Annotated in this window: 18 protein-coding genes; 9 read left to right on the top strand and 9 right to left on the bottom strand. The window is 63.6% G+C overall.

Features of this window, described 5'->3' with window-relative positions; all coding sequences use genetic code 11:
• Positions 1–12: 12 nt before the first annotated feature.
• Positions 13–1,383, bottom strand: a complete 1,371-nt coding sequence (locus LH20_RS12180; RefSeq protein WP_053554423.1) for a DEAD/DEAH box helicase — start codon at positions 1,381–1,383, stop codon at positions 13–15.
• Positions 1,384–1,496: 113 nt separating this feature from the next.
• Complete coding sequence (locus tag LH20_RS12185; RefSeq protein WP_235526965.1) at positions 1,497–2,000, bottom strand: hypothetical protein; 504 nt, start codon at positions 1,998–2,000, stop codon at positions 1,497–1,499.
• A 204-nt stretch (positions 2,001–2,204) separates the two neighbouring features.
• On the opposite strand from LH20_RS12185, the gene LH20_RS12190 reads away from it, so the two are divergent.
• From LH20_RS12190 to LH20_RS12200, 3 genes are all read left to right on the top strand, one after another.
• Complete coding sequence (locus tag LH20_RS12190; protein ID WP_200905369.1) at positions 2,205–3,629, top strand: FAD-binding oxidoreductase; 1,425 nt, start codon at positions 2,205–2,207, stop codon at positions 3,627–3,629.
• Between the two features lie 105 nt (positions 3,630–3,734).
• On the top strand, positions 3,735–4,514 hold the full coding sequence (locus LH20_RS12195) for a SapC family protein (protein ID WP_053554426.1): 780 nt from the start codon (positions 3,735–3,737) through the stop codon (positions 4,512–4,514).
• 11 nt (positions 4,515–4,525) lie between these two features.
• Positions 4,526–5,086 (top strand): cytochrome b, encoded by a 561-nt coding sequence (locus tag LH20_RS12200; RefSeq protein ID WP_053554427.1) that lies wholly within the window; start codon positions 4,526–4,528, stop codon positions 5,084–5,086.
• Positions 5,087–5,103: 17 nt separating this feature from the next.
• On the opposite strand, the gene LH20_RS22960 is transcribed toward LH20_RS12200, so the two are convergent.
• On the bottom strand, positions 5,104–5,310 hold the full coding sequence (locus LH20_RS22960) for a DUF1674 domain-containing protein (RefSeq protein WP_200905495.1): 207 nt from the start codon (positions 5,308–5,310) through the stop codon (positions 5,104–5,106).
• 82 nt (positions 5,311–5,392) lie between these two features.
• Between LH20_RS22960 and LH20_RS12210 the strand changes: the two genes are divergently transcribed.
• Positions 5,393–6,685: an RsmB/NOP family class I SAM-dependent RNA methyltransferase gene (locus LH20_RS12210; protein WP_053554429.1), complete on the top strand. Its 1,293-nt coding sequence runs from the start codon at positions 5,393–5,395 to the stop codon at positions 6,683–6,685.
• Between the two features lie 23 nt (positions 6,686–6,708).
• Here the strand turns inward: LH20_RS12210 and LH20_RS12215 are convergent, their stop codons facing one another.
• Entirely contained in the window at positions 6,709–8,439 is a 1,731-nt protein-coding gene (locus tag LH20_RS12215; protein WP_053554430.1) for a DUF885 domain-containing protein, read from the bottom strand.
• A gap of 127 nt (positions 8,440–8,566) precedes the next feature.
• On the opposite strand from LH20_RS12215, the gene LH20_RS12220 reads away from it, so the two are divergent.
• The 5 genes from LH20_RS12220 (at position 8,567) to LH20_RS12240 (ending at position 13,387) form a co-directional block, all read left to right on the top strand.
• Positions 8,567–9,871: an MFS transporter gene (locus LH20_RS12220; protein WP_053554431.1), complete on the top strand. Its 1,305-nt coding sequence runs from the start codon at positions 8,567–8,569 to the stop codon at positions 9,869–9,871.
• Positions 9,872–10,003: 132 nt separating this feature from the next.
• Positions 10,004–10,675 (top strand): RBBP9/YdeN family alpha/beta hydrolase, encoded by a 672-nt coding sequence (locus LH20_RS12225; protein ID WP_083455392.1) that lies wholly within the window; start codon positions 10,004–10,006, stop codon positions 10,673–10,675.
• Positions 10,672–11,592 (top strand): cysteine synthase A, encoded by a 921-nt coding sequence (gene cysK, locus LH20_RS12230; protein WP_053554432.1) that lies wholly within the window; start codon positions 10,672–10,674, stop codon positions 11,590–11,592. The genes LH20_RS12225 and cysK overlap by 4 nt, the downstream gene beginning before the upstream one ends.
• 9 nt (positions 11,593–11,601) lie before the next feature.
• Complete coding sequence (locus tag LH20_RS12235; RefSeq protein ID WP_053554433.1) at positions 11,602–12,753, top strand: cell wall hydrolase; 1,152 nt, start codon at positions 11,602–11,604, stop codon at positions 12,751–12,753.
• 142 nt (positions 12,754–12,895) lie between these two features.
• Positions 12,896–13,387 carry a GNAT family N-acetyltransferase gene (locus LH20_RS12240; RefSeq protein WP_053554434.1) on the top strand — a complete coding sequence of 164 codons (492 nt, stop codon included), beginning with the start codon at positions 12,896–12,898 and terminating at the stop codon, positions 13,385–13,387.
• Positions 13,388–13,419: 32 nt separating this feature from the next.
• Here the strand turns inward: LH20_RS12240 and LH20_RS12245 are convergent, their stop codons facing one another.
• The 5 genes from LH20_RS12245 to LH20_RS12265 all read right to left on the bottom strand — a co-directional run bounded on the left by LH20_RS12245 (position 13,420) and on the right by LH20_RS12265 (position 19,213).
• Positions 13,420–14,556: a zinc-binding dehydrogenase gene (locus LH20_RS12245; protein ID WP_053554435.1), complete on the bottom strand. Its 1,137-nt coding sequence runs from the start codon at positions 14,554–14,556 to the stop codon at positions 13,420–13,422.
• Positions 14,557–14,632: 76 nt separating this feature from the next.
• Positions 14,633–15,376: a 3'(2'),5'-bisphosphate nucleotidase CysQ gene (locus tag LH20_RS12250; protein WP_053554436.1), complete on the bottom strand. Its 744-nt coding sequence runs from the start codon at positions 15,374–15,376 to the stop codon at positions 14,633–14,635.
• A 45-nt stretch (positions 15,377–15,421) separates the two neighbouring features.
• Positions 15,422–17,323: a sulfate adenylyltransferase subunit CysN gene (gene cysN, locus LH20_RS12255; protein WP_053554437.1), complete on the bottom strand. Its 1,902-nt coding sequence runs from the start codon at positions 17,321–17,323 to the stop codon at positions 15,422–15,424.
• Entirely contained in the window at positions 17,323–18,228 is a 906-nt protein-coding gene (gene cysD, locus LH20_RS12260) for a sulfate adenylyltransferase subunit CysD (RefSeq protein ID WP_053556269.1), read from the bottom strand. Before cysD ends, cysN begins: the two co-directional genes overlap by 1 nt.
• A gap of 82 nt (positions 18,229–18,310) precedes the next feature.
• Complete coding sequence (locus LH20_RS12265) at positions 18,311–19,213, bottom strand: LysR family transcriptional regulator (RefSeq protein ID WP_235526966.1); 903 nt, start codon at positions 19,211–19,213, stop codon at positions 18,311–18,313.
• Positions 19,214–19,275 lie beyond the last annotated feature (62 nt).

Consider the following 19,275-nt stretch of genomic DNA (forward strand, 5'->3'; position numbering starts at 1 on the left):
GGACCTGCCGCCTCAGTTGCCGAAGCCCACCGACAAGAAATCGGGCAGCGGACCGTTCCAGCCATCATCGGGACCGTCATCGTCCTGCGAACGACGCGTCGCCGGAGCGGATTTGCGCTCGTCAGCCTTCTTGGGATTGGGAGCCGGCTTCTCCGCCGCCTCGGCGCGCTTCGCCTTGCTGCGACCGCTGCGTTCCGGTTTCTCCCGGCGAGTTTCGCGAGCTTCGCGAGGTTCTCGCTCTTCGTCCTTCGCTGGGGCGGTTTCACCCTTGCCCGCGTCGTGCACCGGGATCGTATAGCCGGTCAGCTTCTGGATATTGTCGATCGCTTCATCATCGGATGACGTAATGAGAGTGAAGGCACGCCCCTTTGCGCCCGCGCGGCCGGTGCGGCCTATCCGGTGAACATAGTCATCCGGGTGCCAGGGCGCGTCGAAATTGAAGACATGAGTAACGCCCTTTACGTCGAGCCCGCGCGCCGCGACATCGGAGGCAACCAGGATGTTGATATCCCCGCGTTTGAAGCGGTCGAGTTCAGCGATGCGGCTCGACTGGTCCATGTCGCCGTGGATCTCGCCTGCGGCATAGCGGGAGCGCTGGAGCGATTTGGCAAGTTCGCGCACCGTCGTCTTGCGATTGCAGAAGATGATCGCGGTACTCACGTCCTCGGCATCGAGAAGATTGCGTAGCGTCTCGCGCTTGCCGCGCTCGCTGGTCTTGACGAGAAATTGCTCGATATTCTCGTTTCGGCTCGCCGGGCGCGCGACCTCAATTGTCTTCGGGTTCGACAGGAACTTGTCCGCCAGCTTCTTGATCGGCGGTGGCATGGTTGCGGAGAAGAGCAACGTTTGCCGATTCGCCGGCAGCTTGGTGCAGATATTCTCGATGTCGGGGATGAATCCCATGTCGAGCATCCGGTCGGCTTCATCGATGACGAGCAGGTCGCAGCCGGTCAGCAAAATCTTGCCGCGCTCGAACAGGTCCATGAGGCGGCCGGGCGTCGCGATGAGGACGTCGACGCCCTTTTCGAGCGCCTTCACCTGGTCGCCCATCTGCACGCCGCCTATAAGGAGCGCCATCGAGAGCTTGTGGTATTTACCGTATTTCTCGAAATTCTCTGCAACTTGCGCTGCAAGTTCCCGCGTCGGCTCGAGGATCAGCGATCGCGGCATGCGCGCCCGGGCGCGGCCATGGGCAAGGATGTCGATCATCGGCAGCACGAACGAGGCGGTCTTGCCCGTTCCCGTCTGGGCGATGCCGATCATGTCGCGCATCATCAGCACCGACGGGATCGCGCCCGCCTGGATCGGTGTTGGTTCGTCATAGCCCGCTTCGGTAACGGCGCGCAGAAGTTCATCGGAAAGGCCGAGGTCGGCAAATTTCATAGGGTCATCATGTCCGGAAAAAACGGGTCAGCACAGCGCCCACGTCCGCCATTGCTGCCGCGGCCCTTGGGCAAATCGCAACGAAAAGTCAAGGAAGGCGTTGAATTACCGCCTCAGTCGTCGCCCCGAGGCACTGCCACCAGCAAGCGAAACTTGTCGACTTCGCACCGCGCGCCACTGCGAGCATGAATCTCGTCCCGGTCCTCGCAGAGTCGTCCGTCCTTGTTTCCCTTCATATAGAAACCGGCATAGAAGTCGAGCGCTTGACAGCCGCGGTTGAGTTGAGCCCGCAGACGCTGGTTCTGACGGGTAATCAGGTCGATGCTGTCGCGCTGCACCGCCTGCATGCCTCTAATGTCCCGCATGGCGACGCATTTCGGGGCCTTTTTCTCTTTCCACACGACGGGCGGGTCGTCCCGCAGCCGTGCTCGCGGCGCTGGGGGAGCCGAGAAATTTGTCAGCGGCGTGCGCTTTGCCGGAACGCGAATGATGATCTGCTCCTCGATGATCACCTGCCAATAAGACGCCGCGGGCGGTTCAAGCTGTGGTGCGACAGCGACGAGCGGCGCGGGCTGCGGCACGAGAATTTCCGCATCCGCGCGATGCGCCGCGAGCAACAGGGCAGCTGCCGTCAACACGCGCGCAATACCGCGCTTTTTGCGCCGATCCCGATAAAGCTACTCACCCTAGGCTCCCAATGCCGGCTGGACGAAAAGGTCCTATTCGTCCATCGCCCCCTTTAACGCCTGCGATTGAACCACAAATGAATTGCTTTCAGGCCCCGCTGTCAAGCCGGGCGCGACCAACCGGATCGAATGACCATGACGCAGCCCCCTTCCCCTCGCCTCCTTGGCCAGCTGAAAACCCTGCTCGGGACCAAGGGGTATAGCGACGATCCGGATGCCATGACGCCGTGGCTGACCGACTGGCGCGGGAAATATCACGGGCGAGCAGCAGCGATGCTCTCCCCGGCGACGGCCGAAGAGGTGGCAGCGGTGGTGCAGCTGTGCGCTGCGGAACGCGCCGCGCTCGTGCCGCAGGGAGGCAACAGCGGCATGGTCGGAGGCGCCACGCCCGATGCCAGCGGCAATCAGCTCCTGCTCAGCCTTCGCCGCCTGAACCAAATCCGCTTGATCGACGTGGCGGCGCGGCTTGCGGTGGTGGAGGCCGGCGTCATCCTCGAGGTCTTCCACCATGCTGCGCTCGAACACGGGCTGCGCTTCCCTTTGACGCTGGGCGGCAAGGGGTCTGCGACGATTGGCGGTCTCGTGTCGACCAACGCCGGCGGCACGCAGGTTCTGCGGCACGGCACGATGCGTGCGCTCGTTGCAGGGATCGAAGCTGTAATGCCCGACGGCAGCATTTTCGACGGCCTTGCACCGCTCAAGAAGGACAATCGCGGCTACGATCTTAAACATCTTCTCTGCGGCGCGGAGGGGACGCTGGGCGTCATTACCGCCGCTTGCCTGCGGCTGGTCCCTGCGGCCACAGCGCGGGCAACCGCGTGGATCGGCCTTGAATCCCCCGAAGCCGCGCTCAGGCTCCTGCGCCGCCTTGACGTCGCGCTCGGCCGCCAGCTTGAAGGGTTCGAGATCATTCCGCACGCTTGCCTCACCGCAGTTCTGCGCCACGTTCCGCAAACGCGCGCGCCTCTCGATGCCCCCCACGCGTGGTACGCGCTGGTCGAGCTGGCAGGCGATGATGATCACGGTCTCGATGCGGCGCTTCAGGCGCAGCTCGGCGCGGCCCTTGAGGCCGGACTGATCACCGATGTCGTGATCGCCAAGAACGAGGCCGAAAGTGAGGCATTCTGGCGACTGCGCGACTCGATTTCCGAGGCCGAACGCGCCGAAGGCCCAGCGCTCCAGCACGACGTCAGCGTTCCGGTCGATGCAATGCCGCGCTTTATTGCCGAAAACCCCGCGCGGCTCGCCGCCGCCTACCCCGGCGCGCGCGCACTGTCATTCGGGCATCTGGGCGATGGCAATGTGCATCACCATGTCCAGCCGCCACCTGATGTGGACGGCATGCACTGGCTTGCCCTGCACGGCGAGGGGCTCAGCCGCCTCGTCTACCGCCATGTCCTTGAACTTGGCGGTTCGATCTCCGCGGAGCATGGCATCGGTCAGATGAAACGCGACCTGCTCGCCGAACTCGACAGCCCCGCACGGCTCGCAGCGCTGCGCGGCGTCAAGGCGGGACTCGATCCCAACCGGCTGTTCAATCCGGGCAAGCTGATCGCCTGAAGAGGCGCGCACCCGGCATCGGCCCTTGCGTCGCGGCGCGTGGACCAATAAGGCGCGCCATTGTCTTTTTTTGGCCCCCTCGGGCCCCCGTTTCGGAGCTTCATCATGGCCACTGCGCCCGCCAACGCCAATCTGCCGCTTTTCTACAAGGATCTCGCTCCGCTTTCGAGCGTCGATCATGCCGATTTTCGTGCTCGCTCGATGGACAGCGCCGATTTTCTGGTCGACCAGCATGCCGTGCCGCTGACCACCGACGAATTTTCCTCGGCGTGCCGTTTTTTCCCGATCGTCTTCTCCGCGGGTGACAATCCCGTCCCGCTCGCCCTGATGGGGATGAACGAGGGCATGAACACCTTCGTTGATGCAGAAGGAAAACTGATCAACCCGGTTTATGTCCCGGCCTATATCCGCCGCTATCCGTTCCTTCTCGCGCGTCTTCGCCCGGATTCGGACGAACTGTCGCTCTGCTTCGACCCGACCGCAGGCGCGATCGGCAAGTTCGACGAAGGGGACAAGCTGTTCGAAGATGGCAAGCCGACCGAGGCGACCAACGCGATCCTGGAATTCTGCAAGAATTTCGAAGAAGCAGGCCAGCGCACGGGGATGTTTGTCGAGGAACTGAAGAAGGCCGACCTGTTGATGGACGGCGAGGTCAGCATTACCCCTGAGGGAAGCAGCCAGCCCTATATCTATCGCGGTTTCCAGATGGTGGACGAAGCCAAGCTGCGCGAACTGCGCGGCGACGTGCTGCGCAAGATGATGCAGAACGGAATGCTCGGCCTCATTTTCGCGCACCTTTTCTCGCTGCAGCTGATGCGCGAAGTGTTTGCCGAACAGGTGAAAAGCGGCAAGATGCAATTGGTGACGGAAGCCCCCACCGCATGAGGAATTGAGCCATGGCCACCACCGCAAGCGCCTTCGTCGGATCGACCACGGAATCGCGCTATACGAAGGTGGCCATCTGGCTTCACTGGCTGATCGGCTTCGCGGTTATCGCGAACATCGGCCTCGCGATGCTGACCGAGGGAATGCCGCGCGACATGCACCGCGCCGCGATGAGCGTTCACAGGCCGCTCGGCATCGCAATCCTCGCACTCACGCTGATACGGATCGTCTGGCGGCTCCTGCACAAGCCGCCGCCACTTCCCGCAGGCATTGCGGCATGGCAAATCTTGCTCAGCAGGATCGTGCACTTTCTGTTCTATGCGCTGCTGCTTCTGCTGCCGCTTTCGGGTTGGGTGTGGATGTCGGCCGCGGATCGCCCGATCGACTTCTTCGGGCTGTTCACACTTCCCTCGATCGCGGCGCCAGACAAGGCGCTCGCCGATGTGATGCACGAGCGACACGAGCTGCTGGGGCTGACAATGCTGGCGCTGGTCCTGATCCACATAGCAGCGGCGCTCAAACATCAGTTTGTCGACCGCTCGGGGGTCCCGGCGCGGATGAATCCCTTTTGACCGCGCTGCGCGGCGCGTCAAAAGTCGATCGCGAGCCCCTTGAGTTCCCAATCGCCATAGCGCACCGGATTGCGTCCGCCCGGCTGGGCCTCGTCGGGTTCAGGGGTGATCGCCTTCGGCGCCGGAATCGGTTCGTTTGTCCAGCCAGCGGGCGCCTTGACATGGGCAGGGCGCTTCATGGCGCGCGGCGTGCCGCCGATGCTCGACTTGCTTTCTTGGGTCATCCGACCGTCCTGGATAGAGTGAAAGTTGAGGTCCAGATAATGATTTTGCAGGCTTCCGCCAACCTCCCTCATCGTGGCCTCAATGGCTGAGCGTCGACCCGCTCGCCGCCGCCCTCTCGCCGGCGAGCCGGCAGGGACCGCGCCGCGCCGTGCGGCGCTGCGCCTGATCGACGCCGTGTTGCGCCGCGGCGACCCGCTCGACCTCGCCGCCCATGCTGCGACGCAAGGGCTCGCGCCCGCGGACCGGGCATTTGCAATCGCAATCGTGTCCGAGGCGCTGCGCTGGATGGTCGATATCGACGCATTGATCGACCGCGCAACGCCCCAACCACTTCCCGACGACGTCAAGTCGCGTGCGGTCCTTCGCATCGCCCTTGCGCAATTGCTCGTGCTCAAATCCCCGCCGCACGCGGTCGTCGCCACCGCGCTGCCGCTCGTTGACGGCGGGCCGCGCCGCCTCGTCCACGCGCTCCTGTCGCGCGCGCAGCAGGAGGCGTGGAACCTGCCTGCGATCGCCAGCCTGCCGCCTGCGGTCGCGGCCCGCTGGAGCGCTCAGTGGGGCGACGCGACGGCGACAGCCGCCTCGGCAGCATGGAGCAGCCCGCCCCCGATGGATCTCAGCTTTGCAGCCGAACCGGACGGGACCGAATGGAGCGAATTTCCCGCGCTTGCACCGCGACATCGCCGCTTGCCCCGCGGCCGTGCGATCGAAGATGTGCCGGGTTTTCTGGAGGGCGGCTGGTGGGTGCAGGACCTTGCTGCATCCATACCCGCACGGCTGCTTGGAGCCGGGCACGGCCGGCGCGCTTTCGACCTCTGTGCCGCACCGGGGGGCAAGACGATGCAGCTTTCCGCCGCGGGCTGGAACGTCGCCGCCGTCGATTCAAGCGCCAAGCGCCTCGAACGGCTGAAAGCCAACCTCAACCGCACCGGGCTTTGCGCTGACGTCACTCAAGGGGACATTCGCGCCTGGGAGCCCGATGCTCCCGCTGACGCGATACTGCTCGACGCGCCCTGCTCGGCGACGGGCATCTTTCGCCGTCACCCTGATGTGCTGCACCGGATTGAACCGGCGCAGATTGCGGGGATGGCGAAGCTGCAGGGGGAGCTGATGGAGCGCGCTGCGCGCTGGTTGAAGCCCGGCGGCCTGCTGGTCTACGCAACCTGCTCGCTCGAGCAGGCCGAGGGTGAGAATCAGATCGCTGCCTTCCTCGCCGATCATCCGGCCTGGGCGATCGTAGCAGCGCAGCACGACGAATTGCCGCAAGGCGTCGTCCCCGACAGGCACGGATTTGTTCGCACCCTTCCCTCCATGCTCGCAGATGCCGGCGGCCTCGACGGCTTCTTCGTCGCGCGGCTGCGCGCGCCGGTGTAATGGCGCGGCAGGAGCGCCGCGGGTCAGAATATCGCCCTCGGCGCATTTTCCTTCATCATCGCTGCGCGCACCATCGGGATCGGCGGACCACCATAGGACAAGAATTCGTCGTGGAAGGCCTTCCACCTCGATCGGTCCCCCTTCGTCCAATCGTCACGCAGTTTGCGGATCATGAGCTTGCCGAGCGTATAGTTGAGATAAAGCGGATCGTAGGTGCCGCGGGCGGCCTGCTGACGCGCGTTGCCTTCGTCCTGGAAACATTGCTCCTTGAACATCTTCTCGCTGTCCGCGACCGTCATGCCCTGAGTGTGGAGCCCGATCGCCGACAGGAAACGGCAATCGCGCAGCAGCGCATTTGACAGCTGGCCGATGTGCGTCTCGGGATCGCCATTCCCAAGGCCCGCCTCCCACATCATTTCCTCGGTGTAGTGCGCCCAGCCCTCGGCGAAGGCATAGCCCACGAAAAGCTTGCCAAAGATGCTCTTGGCGCGGTTCGAGTGAAGAAAGTTCAAAAAATGACCCGGCCACACCTCGTGAACCGAGGTAAAGAGCAGATCCTTTCTGCCGGGTACGAAAGCATCCTGCGTTGCCTTGTCCCACGCGGGGTCCGGGGGCGAGATATAGTAGACCGATGGCAGACCCTTCTCATAAGGGCCAGGGATATCAATGTAAGCGCTATTTTGGCGGTTGTAGGGCGGCGATTCCTCGACTTGGGCCTGTTCGGTACCGGGGATCGAAACCAAGTCCTTTTCAAGGAGGAACGCGCGGAGCTGCGGCAGTTGTCGGCGCGCCTCGGCGACGGGGCCGTCAGCGGGCTTGTCCGCGTTCATCCGCTTCATGCAGTCTGCAATCGTCGCCCCAGCGGCATAGGCCGCACACGCGGCCTTGAGGGCATCCTGATTGCGCTTGAGATCGGCCTTGCCGATCTGTTCAAGCTCATCAAGCGGCGTGTCTACCGCCTCGTTTGTGAGGATGAGCTTCGCAAATTTGTCGGCACCGAGCGCATAGCCGTCCGCAGTTCCCGGCTGCGATCCGACATAGGCGGCGAGATCCTTCATCGCCGCTGAGGCCTTGGCAGCCGCCTCGTCGAACTGCTTCTGGAGCGCGGTGTCCTTCACGGCGGCGAAAGCAGCCTTGGCATCGCCGGTATAATATTCGGCAAAGCCGCCGAACCCCGCCGTACCGAATTTCACAAAGGTCGCCGGAAGCGGCAACTTGAGGTTCGCCTTGATCTGTGCCGCAGCCGCCGGGATATTCTCGGCATACGCAATGAACGCCTTCATCCGCGTTGCAGGGTCTGCATAGGCGCGCGCAATATAGACATTGGGATCGAGAGCGCCGACGTAGAATGCCGGGTTCTTTTGTGCAAAATCGGTATCGCGCAGAAAGAAAAGCTGCCCCTCGGCGACACGGACGAGATAGTCACGCTCGAATTTTTCCGCATCGGACATGTCGCCGCTGAAAGCCCTGGCGTCCTTGATCGCCTTTTCGAGGAATGCCGCCTGCCTTTCGATCCCCTCAGGCGACCAATCGGGTAGTTGGCCGTCATATTCATGCTTGCCCTGATAGACCGCAAATGTCGGGTTGAGCGGGAAATAGCCGGCGAGGAAGGCATCGCGAAACGTGCTCCATGTCGTGGCCGTCGATGTCGCGGGAGCGGTGGCGGATTTGTTGTCACTCGCGTTGCAGCCGCCGAGAATGAGGAGTGCACCCGCGAGCGCAGCCCCGCCGAAGCGGGTCAATTTGCGTGTCATACCAAGATCTCCCTCTGTCCGTTCTTGTGGTTTTGCCACCCAAAGTCCCCGCGCGCATCCGATAATCGACGAACAACGGCTGTGCCATCTGGTGCGGTGCAAAAAAGCGCGTTAGGGCGAGCGGCACATGGCGACGATACCCCCTCCCCCGTCGGTCGATAACACCTTGCCGGCCCCCGTCCCCGGCAAGCCCTCCTCCCCGCTTCAATTCGCCGACTTTAGATATTTCTGGTTCGCGCGCTTCACTGCCGTGATGGCGACGATCGCGATGGTCGTTGTCATCGGCTACCAGCTCTACGACACCGCACGCACCGACTATGGCATGTCGATCAAGGAGGCCTCGTTTCAGCTTGGCCTTCTCGGCCTCTTCCAGTTCATTCCGCTTGCGGTGCTGACGCCGGTTGCGGGCTGGGCGGCAGATCGCTTCGAGCGGCGGAGCGTTGCGATTTTCTCGAACCTTATCGACCTTTGCATCGCCGCAACGCTCTGGTGGTTCACCGCGCAAGATGCGCTGACGCTACCGCTCTTGTTCAGCCTCGCGGCCTTGCATGGCGTGGCGCGCGTCTTTTCCGGCCCCGCGATGAGCGCCATCGCGCCCAATATCGTTCCGCCCGCGGTCCTGCCGCGCGCGATTGCTATGAGCAGCATCGCATGGCAGTCCGCATCGGTAATCGGTCCTGCCGCGGGAGGCCTCATCTATGCCGCCCATGCCGCGTCGGTCTATATCTTTGCCGCTATCCTCCTCGCACTCTCCGCGTTCACAATCAGCCGCGTTCGCCCCGTTCAACCGCCTCCCGCCGAAGTGCGGCGTCATCCGCTGCGCGAGATGGTCGACGGGTTGCAGTTCGTATGGAGTGAACGTTTTCTTCTCGGCACGATCACGCTCGACCTCTTTGCCGTGCTGCTCGCGGGCGCAACGGCAATGCTGCCCGTCTATGCGCGCGATATCCTTCATGCAGGGTCAGAAGGGCTCGGCTTCTTGCGCGCGGCGCCCGCCGTCGGCGCTGCGGTGGTCGCGCTTGGTCTTGCGATCCGGCCGATCGAGCACAATGTCGGCGTCAAAATGCTGTGGGCGGTCGCTGTATTCGGGGCCGTGACGCTCGGCTTTGGACTTTCGACACACTTTTTCCTCTCGCTGGGCCTGCTTGTGGTCATGGGCGCGGCCGACATGTTCTCGGTCTTTGTGCGCGGCACGCTGATTCAGCTCAACACACCCGATCATATGCGTGGGCGGGTCAGTGCCGCTTTCGGGCTCGCGATTTCGGCCTCGAACGAGCTTGGCGAAATGCGCGCGGGTGCGATGGCGGGGCTGCTGGGCCCGGTCGGCGCGGTCGCCGTGGGCGGCGCTGCGGCGATGGGTGTCACGGCGCTCTGGTCGTGGCTTTTCCCCGAGCTGCGACGCGCCAAAACCTTCGAGCCGCAGTTCAGATAATCGGAAGCCTCACCGCTCGCCGCACCCCGGCCCCGGTTCGTCAAAGCGGCTATTGTCTATTTGTTTGGTTGAATTATATCGGACTCACCCGTCACCGCGGCTTTCCCTTCATCCTGATATGGAGCGACCGCCATGCAAGCGTCCAGTATTCGCTATAAGATCCTGACTATTCCAGGGCTTCACAACAGTGGCCCTGCCCACTGGCAAAGCCTCTGGGAGCAAAAGTTCGCTTCCACCGAGCGAGTCGAACTTGGCCATTGGGACGATCCTCACCAGGATGAGTGGGTGGCCGCGATAGCCGACGCGATAGACGCTCAGGAATCGCCGGTTCTCATCGCAGCGCACAGCCTCGGATGCCATGCCTTCGCCCATTGGTTTGCCGCCGCGAACGGCTTTGCACGCGCAAGGGTGGCAGGCGCGCTGCTCGTTGCCCCGCCCGACCTTGCACGCCTGCCCCGCCAGGGGCGGCTCGCAAGCTTTACCCAGTCGCCAATGCTGATACCCCGCCAGACATTCATCGCGATCGCAAGCGAGAACGATCCTTATGCCTCGACCGCGCATGTCTGGCGCCTCGCGCGCAACTGGGGCGCGCGCTTCGTCAACGCCGGTCCGTTCGGGCACATCAACGCGGACTCGGCTCTCGGCGACTGGCCTTATGGACAGTATCTGCTCGCATCGTTACAACCCGCGCCAACACCCGCCCTCGCGGACGTGGCGCTCTGGACCCGCTCGGGGGACTGGCCGCATCGCTTCGCGCGGCGCGATCCACGGTTCGCATATCAAGAAGGTGCACAGCGACGATGAAAGTCCATTCGATCCTCGAAACCATCGGCAATACGCCGCACATCCGCGTGGCCAAGCTGTTTCCGGACGCAGAAGTCTGGATCAAGTCCGAACGGAGCAATCCCGGAGGCTCGATCAAGGATCGTATCGGCCTTGCCATGATCGAGGCGGCCGAAAAAGACGGCAGCCTGAAGCCCGGCGGCACCATCGTCGAACCGACGTCGGGGAACACCGGCATTGGCCTTGCGATGGCCGCCGCGGTCAAGGGTTACAAGCTGATCCTGGTCATGCCGGAGAGCATGTCGCTCGAACGCCGCCGGTTGATGCTCGCCTATGGCGCAACGTTCGACCTGACGCCGCGCGAAAAGGGCATGAAGGGCGCGATCGAACGCGCGATCGAGCTCGTCGAGACCACGCCAGGCGCGTGGATGCCGCAACAGTTCGAGAATGACGCCAATGTGGACATCCACTACCGCACGACCGGACCTGAAATCCTCGCCGATTTCAAGGACACGCCCATCGACGTGTTGATTACCGGCGTCGGCACGGGCGGGCACATCACAGGCTGCGCCAAATTCCTGAAGGAGCATTGGCCCCATCTGAAGGTCTATGCTGTCGAACCCGTTGCCTCCCCCGTCATTTCGGGCGGCCAGCCTGGTCCGCACCCGATCCAGGGCATTGGCGCCGGATTCATTCCGCGTAACCTCCATACCGATCTGCTCGACGGGGTGATCACGATAGACGCCGCCGACGCCAAGGCGATGGCGCTCCGGTCGGCGGCGGAAGAGGGCCTGCTTGTCGGCATCTCGTCGGGCGCGACGCTTGCCGCTATCGCGCAGAAGGTGCCCGACCTGCCACAAGGTAGCCGCATTCTGGGATTCAACTACGACACTGGCGAACGCTATTTGTCGGTGCCCGATTTCCTGCCCGAGATCTGATTTTGCACCATGCGCCTCAGCGCGCGCCAGGAGACGTTGCCGACGCGGCGCGAATGGTCGGGGTGGCTGTTCGTCCTGCTTTCGGTGGCCGCCATCGTCACCGTACTTTATGCCAGCGCGCCCAGTCGCCGAATGGACGCTGCTGCACTCCCGCGCCCGGTAGCGCCGCCTGCCGAAGCGGTGCCCGAAGTTCTGCCGACCGAACTCGCACCGATCGCCCCCGTCGATGCGCGCGCGGCCAACGCGCGTATCCCTCTTGTTCTCAAGGGTTTCGCAGCTGCGCGCCCCTTTACCTATCCCGGCGATGCCGAGAACCGTGGCCGCGCGCGGGACTGCCTCGCCGCTGCGATGCTCTATGAAGCGGGCGATGATGCGAAAGGCCAGCAAGCCGTCGGGCAGGTCGTCATCAACCGAGTGCGGCACCCCGCCTTTCCCAAGTCGATTTGTGCCGTGGTGTTCCAAGGCTCCGAGCGTGCCACCGGGTGCCAATTCACCTTCACCTGCGATGGCGCGCTGAACCGCCGCTATTCCGACGCAGCGTGGAGCCGCGCGCAGGTGCTGGCAGAGATGATGCTCTCGGGGATCACGGACCCGCGCGTCGGGCTCGCAACCCATTACCACACCGACTGGGTACGGCCCTATTGGAGCGACAGCCTCCAGAAGATCGCGATCGTCGACACGCACCTCTTTTTCCGCTGGCCAGGCTATTGGGGAACCCCGGGCGCGTTCCGGGGTGCCGTGTCGGGGCAGGACGCACCGGTTGCCAAGCTCGCCGCGATTTCCCCTCTCCACGCATTCGCCCTCTCCCCTGCAAGCGCGCTCGCAGATGCCGAGGCCGATACGCTTCCCAAGGAGGTGCGCCTCGTGCCGGGTGCGGGCGAGGCGACGGGTCGCGATACGCTCTACGTCCAGCTAGACCGCCGCGCACCACCCGAAAGCTTCGTCACACTCGCCCTGCGGCTATGCGGCGAAAAGCCCTATTGCAAGTTCATGGGTTGGACGAACCCGATGCTGAAGCCCGCCAATGACGCGATGAGCGAGACCCAGCGCGCGGCAATGAGCTTTTCCTATCTTCGCGACGACAAGGCAGGGTTCGAAAAGGCGCTCTGGAACTGCGGCGAGTTTAAGCGCGATGACGCACGCCAATGCATGAAGCGGTAGCGGTGCCGCCCCGCTCGCCATCGCAAGGCACAGCGAGGGAACAAGGCGCGTCGCGCCGTTTGTTGCACAGGGCGATCCCTTCATCCCTTGCTCCTGGTCGCGGGATGATTTGCATCGCGTGGCCGGCTGCTGAGAGAAAGAGATGATTATCCGACCTGCCGTGCCGGCCGATGTTCGGGCCATAGCCGCGATCATCATGCCGACGATCCGCGAAGGCTCTACCTATTCGTGCGACCCCGGGATGAGCGAGGAAGAAGCCCTCGAGATGTGGTTTGCCCCCGACAAGCACGTCTTCGTTGCCCAGGAAAAGGAAAAGGGTGAAATCCTGGGCACTTACTATTTGCGGGCGAACCAGGGCGGCGGCGGCGGTCATGTGTGCAACTGCGGCTATATGACGCGCGCCGATGCCGCAGGGCGCGGCATTGCTCGCCGGATGTGCGAGCACTCCATCCACCATGCCAGGGCCAGCGGCTATCGAGCCATGCAGTTCAATTTCGTGGTCAGCACGAACGAGCGCGCCGTGCGCCTCTGGAGATCGCTCGGGTTCGAGGTCGTGGGGCGACTGCCAGAGGCCTTTCGCCTTCCCAGCGGAGAATATGTCGACGCGTTCGTGATGTATCGCAAGCTCGACTGAGCGCAGCGCCCCGATCGAACCCGCGGCACCCCTTACCCGTGGGGGCGGATCAGATATTTCTCGCCCGTCCGCTTTGCATTATACTCAGCGATGATATCGAGCGCCAGCGCATCGGTCAGCGAGATTTCGTGGCTGTAATGGCTCTTGAACGTGGTCGTGAGTTCGTCGACCACGCGCTGGCGAAGGCGCATGTTCACTTCCATACCCGCCTTTTGGAGGAAGGGGGTCAAAAGGAAGCCCGAGAGCGACCAGGTCAGGCCGAAGCTGCGGTTGAGGATGGTCGGACCAAGATCGAGGGCGCCATAAATATAGACCTGCTTGAATGTATCCGAGCCATAGCGGCTGTAGGTCGTCATCCGTTTGACCGCCGCTGCCTCCATGCAAGCCAGGATCTGCCCTGCAAGCTTGCCGCCCCCGATCGCGTCAAAACCACAGGTGGCGCCGGTCTCGGTCAAGGCGGCGGTGAGCTGGTCCATGAAATCCGCATCACTGCTGTTGATCACATGCGTCGCGCCGATGCTCTTGAGGAGAGTGACCTGCGCCTCGCTGCGCACGATATTGACCAGCGGGATGCCGTCCTTTGCGCAAATCTTGACCAGCATCTGGCCGAGGTTCGACGCGGCGGCGGTGTGGACGAGCGCGCTATGCCCCTCCATGCGCATGGTTTCGGTGAAAGCCAGGCTGGTGAGCGGATTGACGAAACAGGAAGCACCGTCGCGCGGGTCGGTACCATCGGGGAGCAACATGCACATCTGCGCCGGAAGGCAGCGATATTCGGCATAGATTTCGCCGCCCAAAAGCGCGACCGTCTTGCCGAGCAATGCCTGCGCCTCGGGCGAGGAACCGGCCTTGACGACGAGCCCGCAGCCTTCGTTGCCAATGGGAAGTGCATCGCCGACGCGCCCCGCCATCGCGCGCATGGCGGGCGGGGGGATATCGGCGGTGACGAGAGGCAGCCCGTCGCGGGTCGACGCGCGCGCTGTCGACATGTCTGCCGCGCCCAGGAGCAGTCCGAGGTCGGACGGGTTGATCGGGGTCGCCAGCACTTTGACCAGTACCTCGTGCGGCGCCGGGTCGGGCATCGGCCGTCGCTCGAGGAAAACTTCGAGCTCGCCCTCCGGCTTTACCAGCGTGAGCATGACGAGATTGGTGTCAGGCAGGTCGGTCATCGCGCGTCTCCCAGCTATTCGGTTTCTTGATAAAACGGGTTACGGCGCGGCGGGGGCGCTGGCAATGGGAGACCGGTCAGGCCCGTGAAAATTCTGCCGCGAGCCGCAGCACATCGTCCGCCAGTTCCTTGCGGCAGATAAGCAGGTCGGGAAGATAGGTGTCGGCATTATTGTAACGAAGCGGCGAGCCGTTGGCGCGGCTGACGTGGAGCCCGGCCGCTGCAGCAACCGCGACGGGTGCGCAATTGTCCCATTCAAATTGGCCTCCGCTGTGGAGGTAGATATCAGCCTCGCCGCGCACGACCGCCATCGCCTTGGCGCCTGCTGAGCCCATCGCCACGAGTTCGGCGCCGAGCGCTTCGGCGACAAAGACCGCCTCGGCCGCTGGCCGCGTGCGGCTGACGAGCATCTTCGGCGGCCTGTTCGCTTTGGCGAGCGGAAGAGGTGCGCCAGAGGTCAGCGTGAGGCCGAGGCCCGGAAGCGCGACCGCGCCGACCGCCGCGACACCGTCGATCGCAAGCGCGACATGCACCGCCCAGTCGCTGCGACCCTCGCCATATTCGCGCGTGCCGTCGAGCGGATCGACGATCCAGACGCGTGATTGCGAGAGACGGGCCCGATTATCCTTTTCTTCCTCCGACAACAGCCCGTCGCCGGGGCGTGCGGCGCGCAGTTCGCGGCACAGCATCGCATTCGCCGCCGCGTCGCCGGCCTGCCCGAGTGCCTTGCCCTCCAGATCGCCCGCACGGCGCAAGTCGAGCAATATCTCGCCTGCCGCCGACGCGAGCCGTGCGGCCAGTTGATCGTCATTTTCCGCCATGTCAGGCTATCAATCCCCCTTTTGTCCAGCGTTCCCTCGCCGCCCTTAGCCGAGCAGCCGTTCGACAATCAGGTCGGCAGCCTCTTCGGGCGTGATCCGGGTGGTGTCGATGTGAATTTCAGGATGGGCCGGTGCCTCATAGGGGCTGTCGATTCCGGTGAAATTCTTGAGCTGCCCCGCGCGCGCCTTCTTGTAGAGTCCCTTCACGTCGCGCCGCTCGGCTTCTTCGAGCGGCGTGTCGATGAAGATTTCGAAGAATTCGCCCTCGGGCAGCATGCTGCGCACCATGTCGCGTTCGGCGCGGAAGGGCGAGATGAAGGCGGTGATGACGATGAGCCCAGCATCGGTCATCAGCTTTGCAACCTCGCCGACGCGGCGGATATTCTCGATCCGGTCGGCCTCGGTGAAGCCGAGATCGCGATTGAGCCCGTGGCGGACATTGTCACCGTCGAGCAGGAAACTGTGCCGGTTCATCCGGTACAGCTTCTTCTCGACGAGATTGGCGATCGTCGACTTGCCCGACCCCGAAAGGCCGGTAAACCACAGCAAGGCGGGCTTCTGGTTCTTGAGGTCGGCGCGCGCCTCGCGGCTGACGTCCGTCGCCTGCCAATGGACATTCTGCGCCCGGCGCAAACTGAAGTGCAGCATCCCTGCAGCGACGGTTGCATTGGTAAGCTTGTCGATGAGGATGAACCCGCCGAGCGTCCTGTTGTCGGCATAGGCTTCGAAGGTGATCGGCTTGTCTGTTGTCAGTTCGACCACCCCAATGCCGTTCAGATCGAGCGTCTTGGCGGCGAGATGGTCGAGCGTGTTGACGTTGATCTCATATTTCGGCGCCTGCACCGTCGCCGAAACACTCTGTGTCGCGAGCTTGAGCCAATAGGCGCGGCCCGGAATCATGGCCTCGTCGGCCATCCAGACGAGCGTCGCCTCGAACTGGTCAGCGGATTCGGGCGGATTGTCCGCCGCGGCGATGACGTCGCCGCGCGAGCAGTCGATCTCGTCGGCGAGCGTCAGCGTGACCGACTGGCCCGCGACGGCTTCGTCGAGGTCGCCGTCGAGAGTCACGATGCGCCCGACCGTCGTCGTCTTGCCGCTCGGGAGGATGCGCACGGCGTCGCCGGGCTTTACCGTGCCGCTCGCGAGCTGGCCCGAAAAGCCGCGGAAGTCGAGATTGGGCCGGTTGACCCATTGCACCGGAAGCCGGAACGGCTTCGCCTCGTCGCTCGCGCTGGAGAGTTCGACGCTCTCGAGATGCTCGATCAGCGCCGGTCCCTTGAACCAGGGCGTGTTCTCCGACAGCGCGGTGATATTGTCGCCCTTGAAGCCCGAAATCGGGATCGCGGTGAAATGGGTGATACCGATCTCGCTCGCGAAAGCGCGATAGGCGAGCGCGATGCGGTCGAACACCGCCTTGTCGTAGCCGACGAGGTCCATCTTGTTCACCGCGAGCACGATGTGCCGGATGCCGAGCAGGTGCGCGAGGAAGCTGTGCCGACGCGTCTGCGTAAGGACGCCCTTTCGCGCGTCGATCAGGATCACCGCAAGATCGGCAGTCGACGCGCCGGTGACCATGTTGCGCGTATATTGCTCGTGGCCCGGCGTGTCGGCGACGATGAATTTGCGCTTCTCGGTCGTGAAGAAACGATAGGCAACGTCAATGGTGATCCCCTGCTCGCGCTCGGCAGCAAGGCCGTCGACGAGCAGCGCGAAGTCGATCTCCTGCCCCTGCGTCCCGACGCGCTTGCTGTCGGCTTCGAGCGCCGCAAGCTGGTCCTCGAAGATCATCTTCGAGTCATAGAGGAGGCGTCCGATCAGCGTCGACTTGCCGTCATCGACCGAGCCGCAGGTGATGAAGCGGAGCAGCGACTTTTGCTCATGACGCGCGAGGTAGGCGTCGATATCCTCGGCGATCAGCGCGTCGGTGACGTAGACAGGGTCGGTCATCAGAAATACCCTTCCTGCTTCTTCTTCTCCATCGACGCGTCGCCGCCGTCCTTGTCGATGATGCGCCCTTGTCGTTCGCTGGTGGTCGTGAGGAGCATTTCCTGAATGACCTCGGGCAGAGTCGTCGCCGCGCTCTCGACGGCGCCGGTGAGCGGATAGCAGCCGAGCGTGCGGAAGCGCACCGAGCGCTCGACGGGCGTTTCACCCGGAAGTAGCGGGAAGCGCTCGTCATCGACCATCAAAAGCAGGCCGTCGCGCTCCACGGTCGGGCGCGGCGCGGCGAAATAGAGCGGGACGATGGGAATATTCTCGCGCGCGATATATTGCCAGATGTCGAGTTCGGTCCAGTTCGAGATCGGAAAGACGCGGATGCTCTCCCCCTTTGCCTTGCGCGCGTTGTAGAGGTTCCAGAGCTCGGGCCGCTGCTTCTTCGGGTCCCAGCCATGCGTCGATGTGCGAAACGAGAAGATGCGCTCCTTGGCGCGGCTCTTCTCCTCGTCGCGGCGCGCGCCGCCGAACGCCACGTCGAAGCCGTGGAGGTCGAGCGCCTGCTTCAGCCCTTCGGTCTTCCACATGTCGGTGTGCAAGGGTCCATGATCGAAAGGGTTGATCCCGCGATCCAGCGCCTCGGGATTCTGATAGACGATGAGTTCCATACCGCTTTCAGCGGCCATCCGGTCGCGAAGCTCGTACATCGCCCGGAATTTCCATGTCGTGTCGACGTGCAGCAGCGGAAACGGTGGCGGCGAAGGATAGAAGGCCTTGCGCGCAAGATGCAGCATCACCGCGCTGTCCTTGCCCACGCTGTAAAGCATCACGGGCTTGACCGCTTCGGCCATCACTTCGCGCATGATATGGATGCTCTCGGCCTCGAGCCGGTCGAGATGAGTCAGCGTATCGATCATGCCCCCGCCCTTGCCGTCAGCAGCGACGCTGCGCAAACTGTATGGCCTTTTGCCCATGCAAGCCAGACTTGCCCCCTGAGCTTCATGCTGCGGCGTCGACCCGCGCGGTACGCCATTCGGCGCCGGCGGCGCGGATCGCTTCCATCGCATCGCTGAGCCGTGCGGCGACGCCCGCTAGCCCGCTCCATGCAGGATCGACGAGCAGCCCGAGTTCGCGGCGGAAATCATATCCCGCAACCGCCAGCGGCACGATGCCTTCAATTGCGAGGGACACAGGCGCAGTAGTGATCCCGATTCCGGCGGCAACCATACGCAGGCACCGCTGGTCGCTCTCGCTGCGCAGCGCAAAGCGCGGGCGGACGCCATGGCGGGTGAAAAAGCGGCTCGTCGCGTCGAGAAATTCGCACGACCGGCGCGCAATCATCGTCTCGGCGGCCAGTTCCTCTGGTGCCACCTCGACACGCCCCGCAAGCGGGTGGTCCGAGGCGACGAACATGCTGAGCGGCTCTTCATAGAGCGGCGTCACATGCGGGCCGCGTTCGCCGGCGCGAAGGGGCAGCAACGCCATCTGGAGACGTCCGCTGCCAAGCGCGGCCCGCAGTTCAGAATCGCGGCTCTCGACGAGTTCGATGGAAAAGCCGGGACGCAGAATTCTCACAATCGTCTGGAGCAGCTCGCCGGGTACAGAGCGAATGATGCCAAGCTTCAGTTCACTCGCGGGGGCGGGGGCGTTCTCGGCAAATGCGTCTGCGGCCTGGAAGCCGCGTTCAAGGTCGCGCGCGATCGGCAGGAAGCGGCCGCCGGCCTGCGTCAGCCGGACCTGACGCCGGTTACGGATGAACAGCGAAGTCCCTACGAGCTTTTCAAGTTCGGCGATGCCCGTCGAGAGCGCCGGCTGGGTGACGCGGATGCGCAGCGCCGCCTGCGTGAAGCTGCCGGCATCGACGACAGCGAGGAATTGCCGAATGTGCGCGCGCTTTATCATAAATTTCACTTATGCCAAATCTTGAGTCCTTTCAATTTCCATATACTGAGATTTTGAGGCAC

Source organism: Sphingopyxis sp. 113P3, assembly GCF_001278035.1.
Taxonomy (GTDB): Bacteria; Pseudomonadota; Alphaproteobacteria; order Sphingomonadales; family Sphingomonadaceae; genus Sphingopyxis.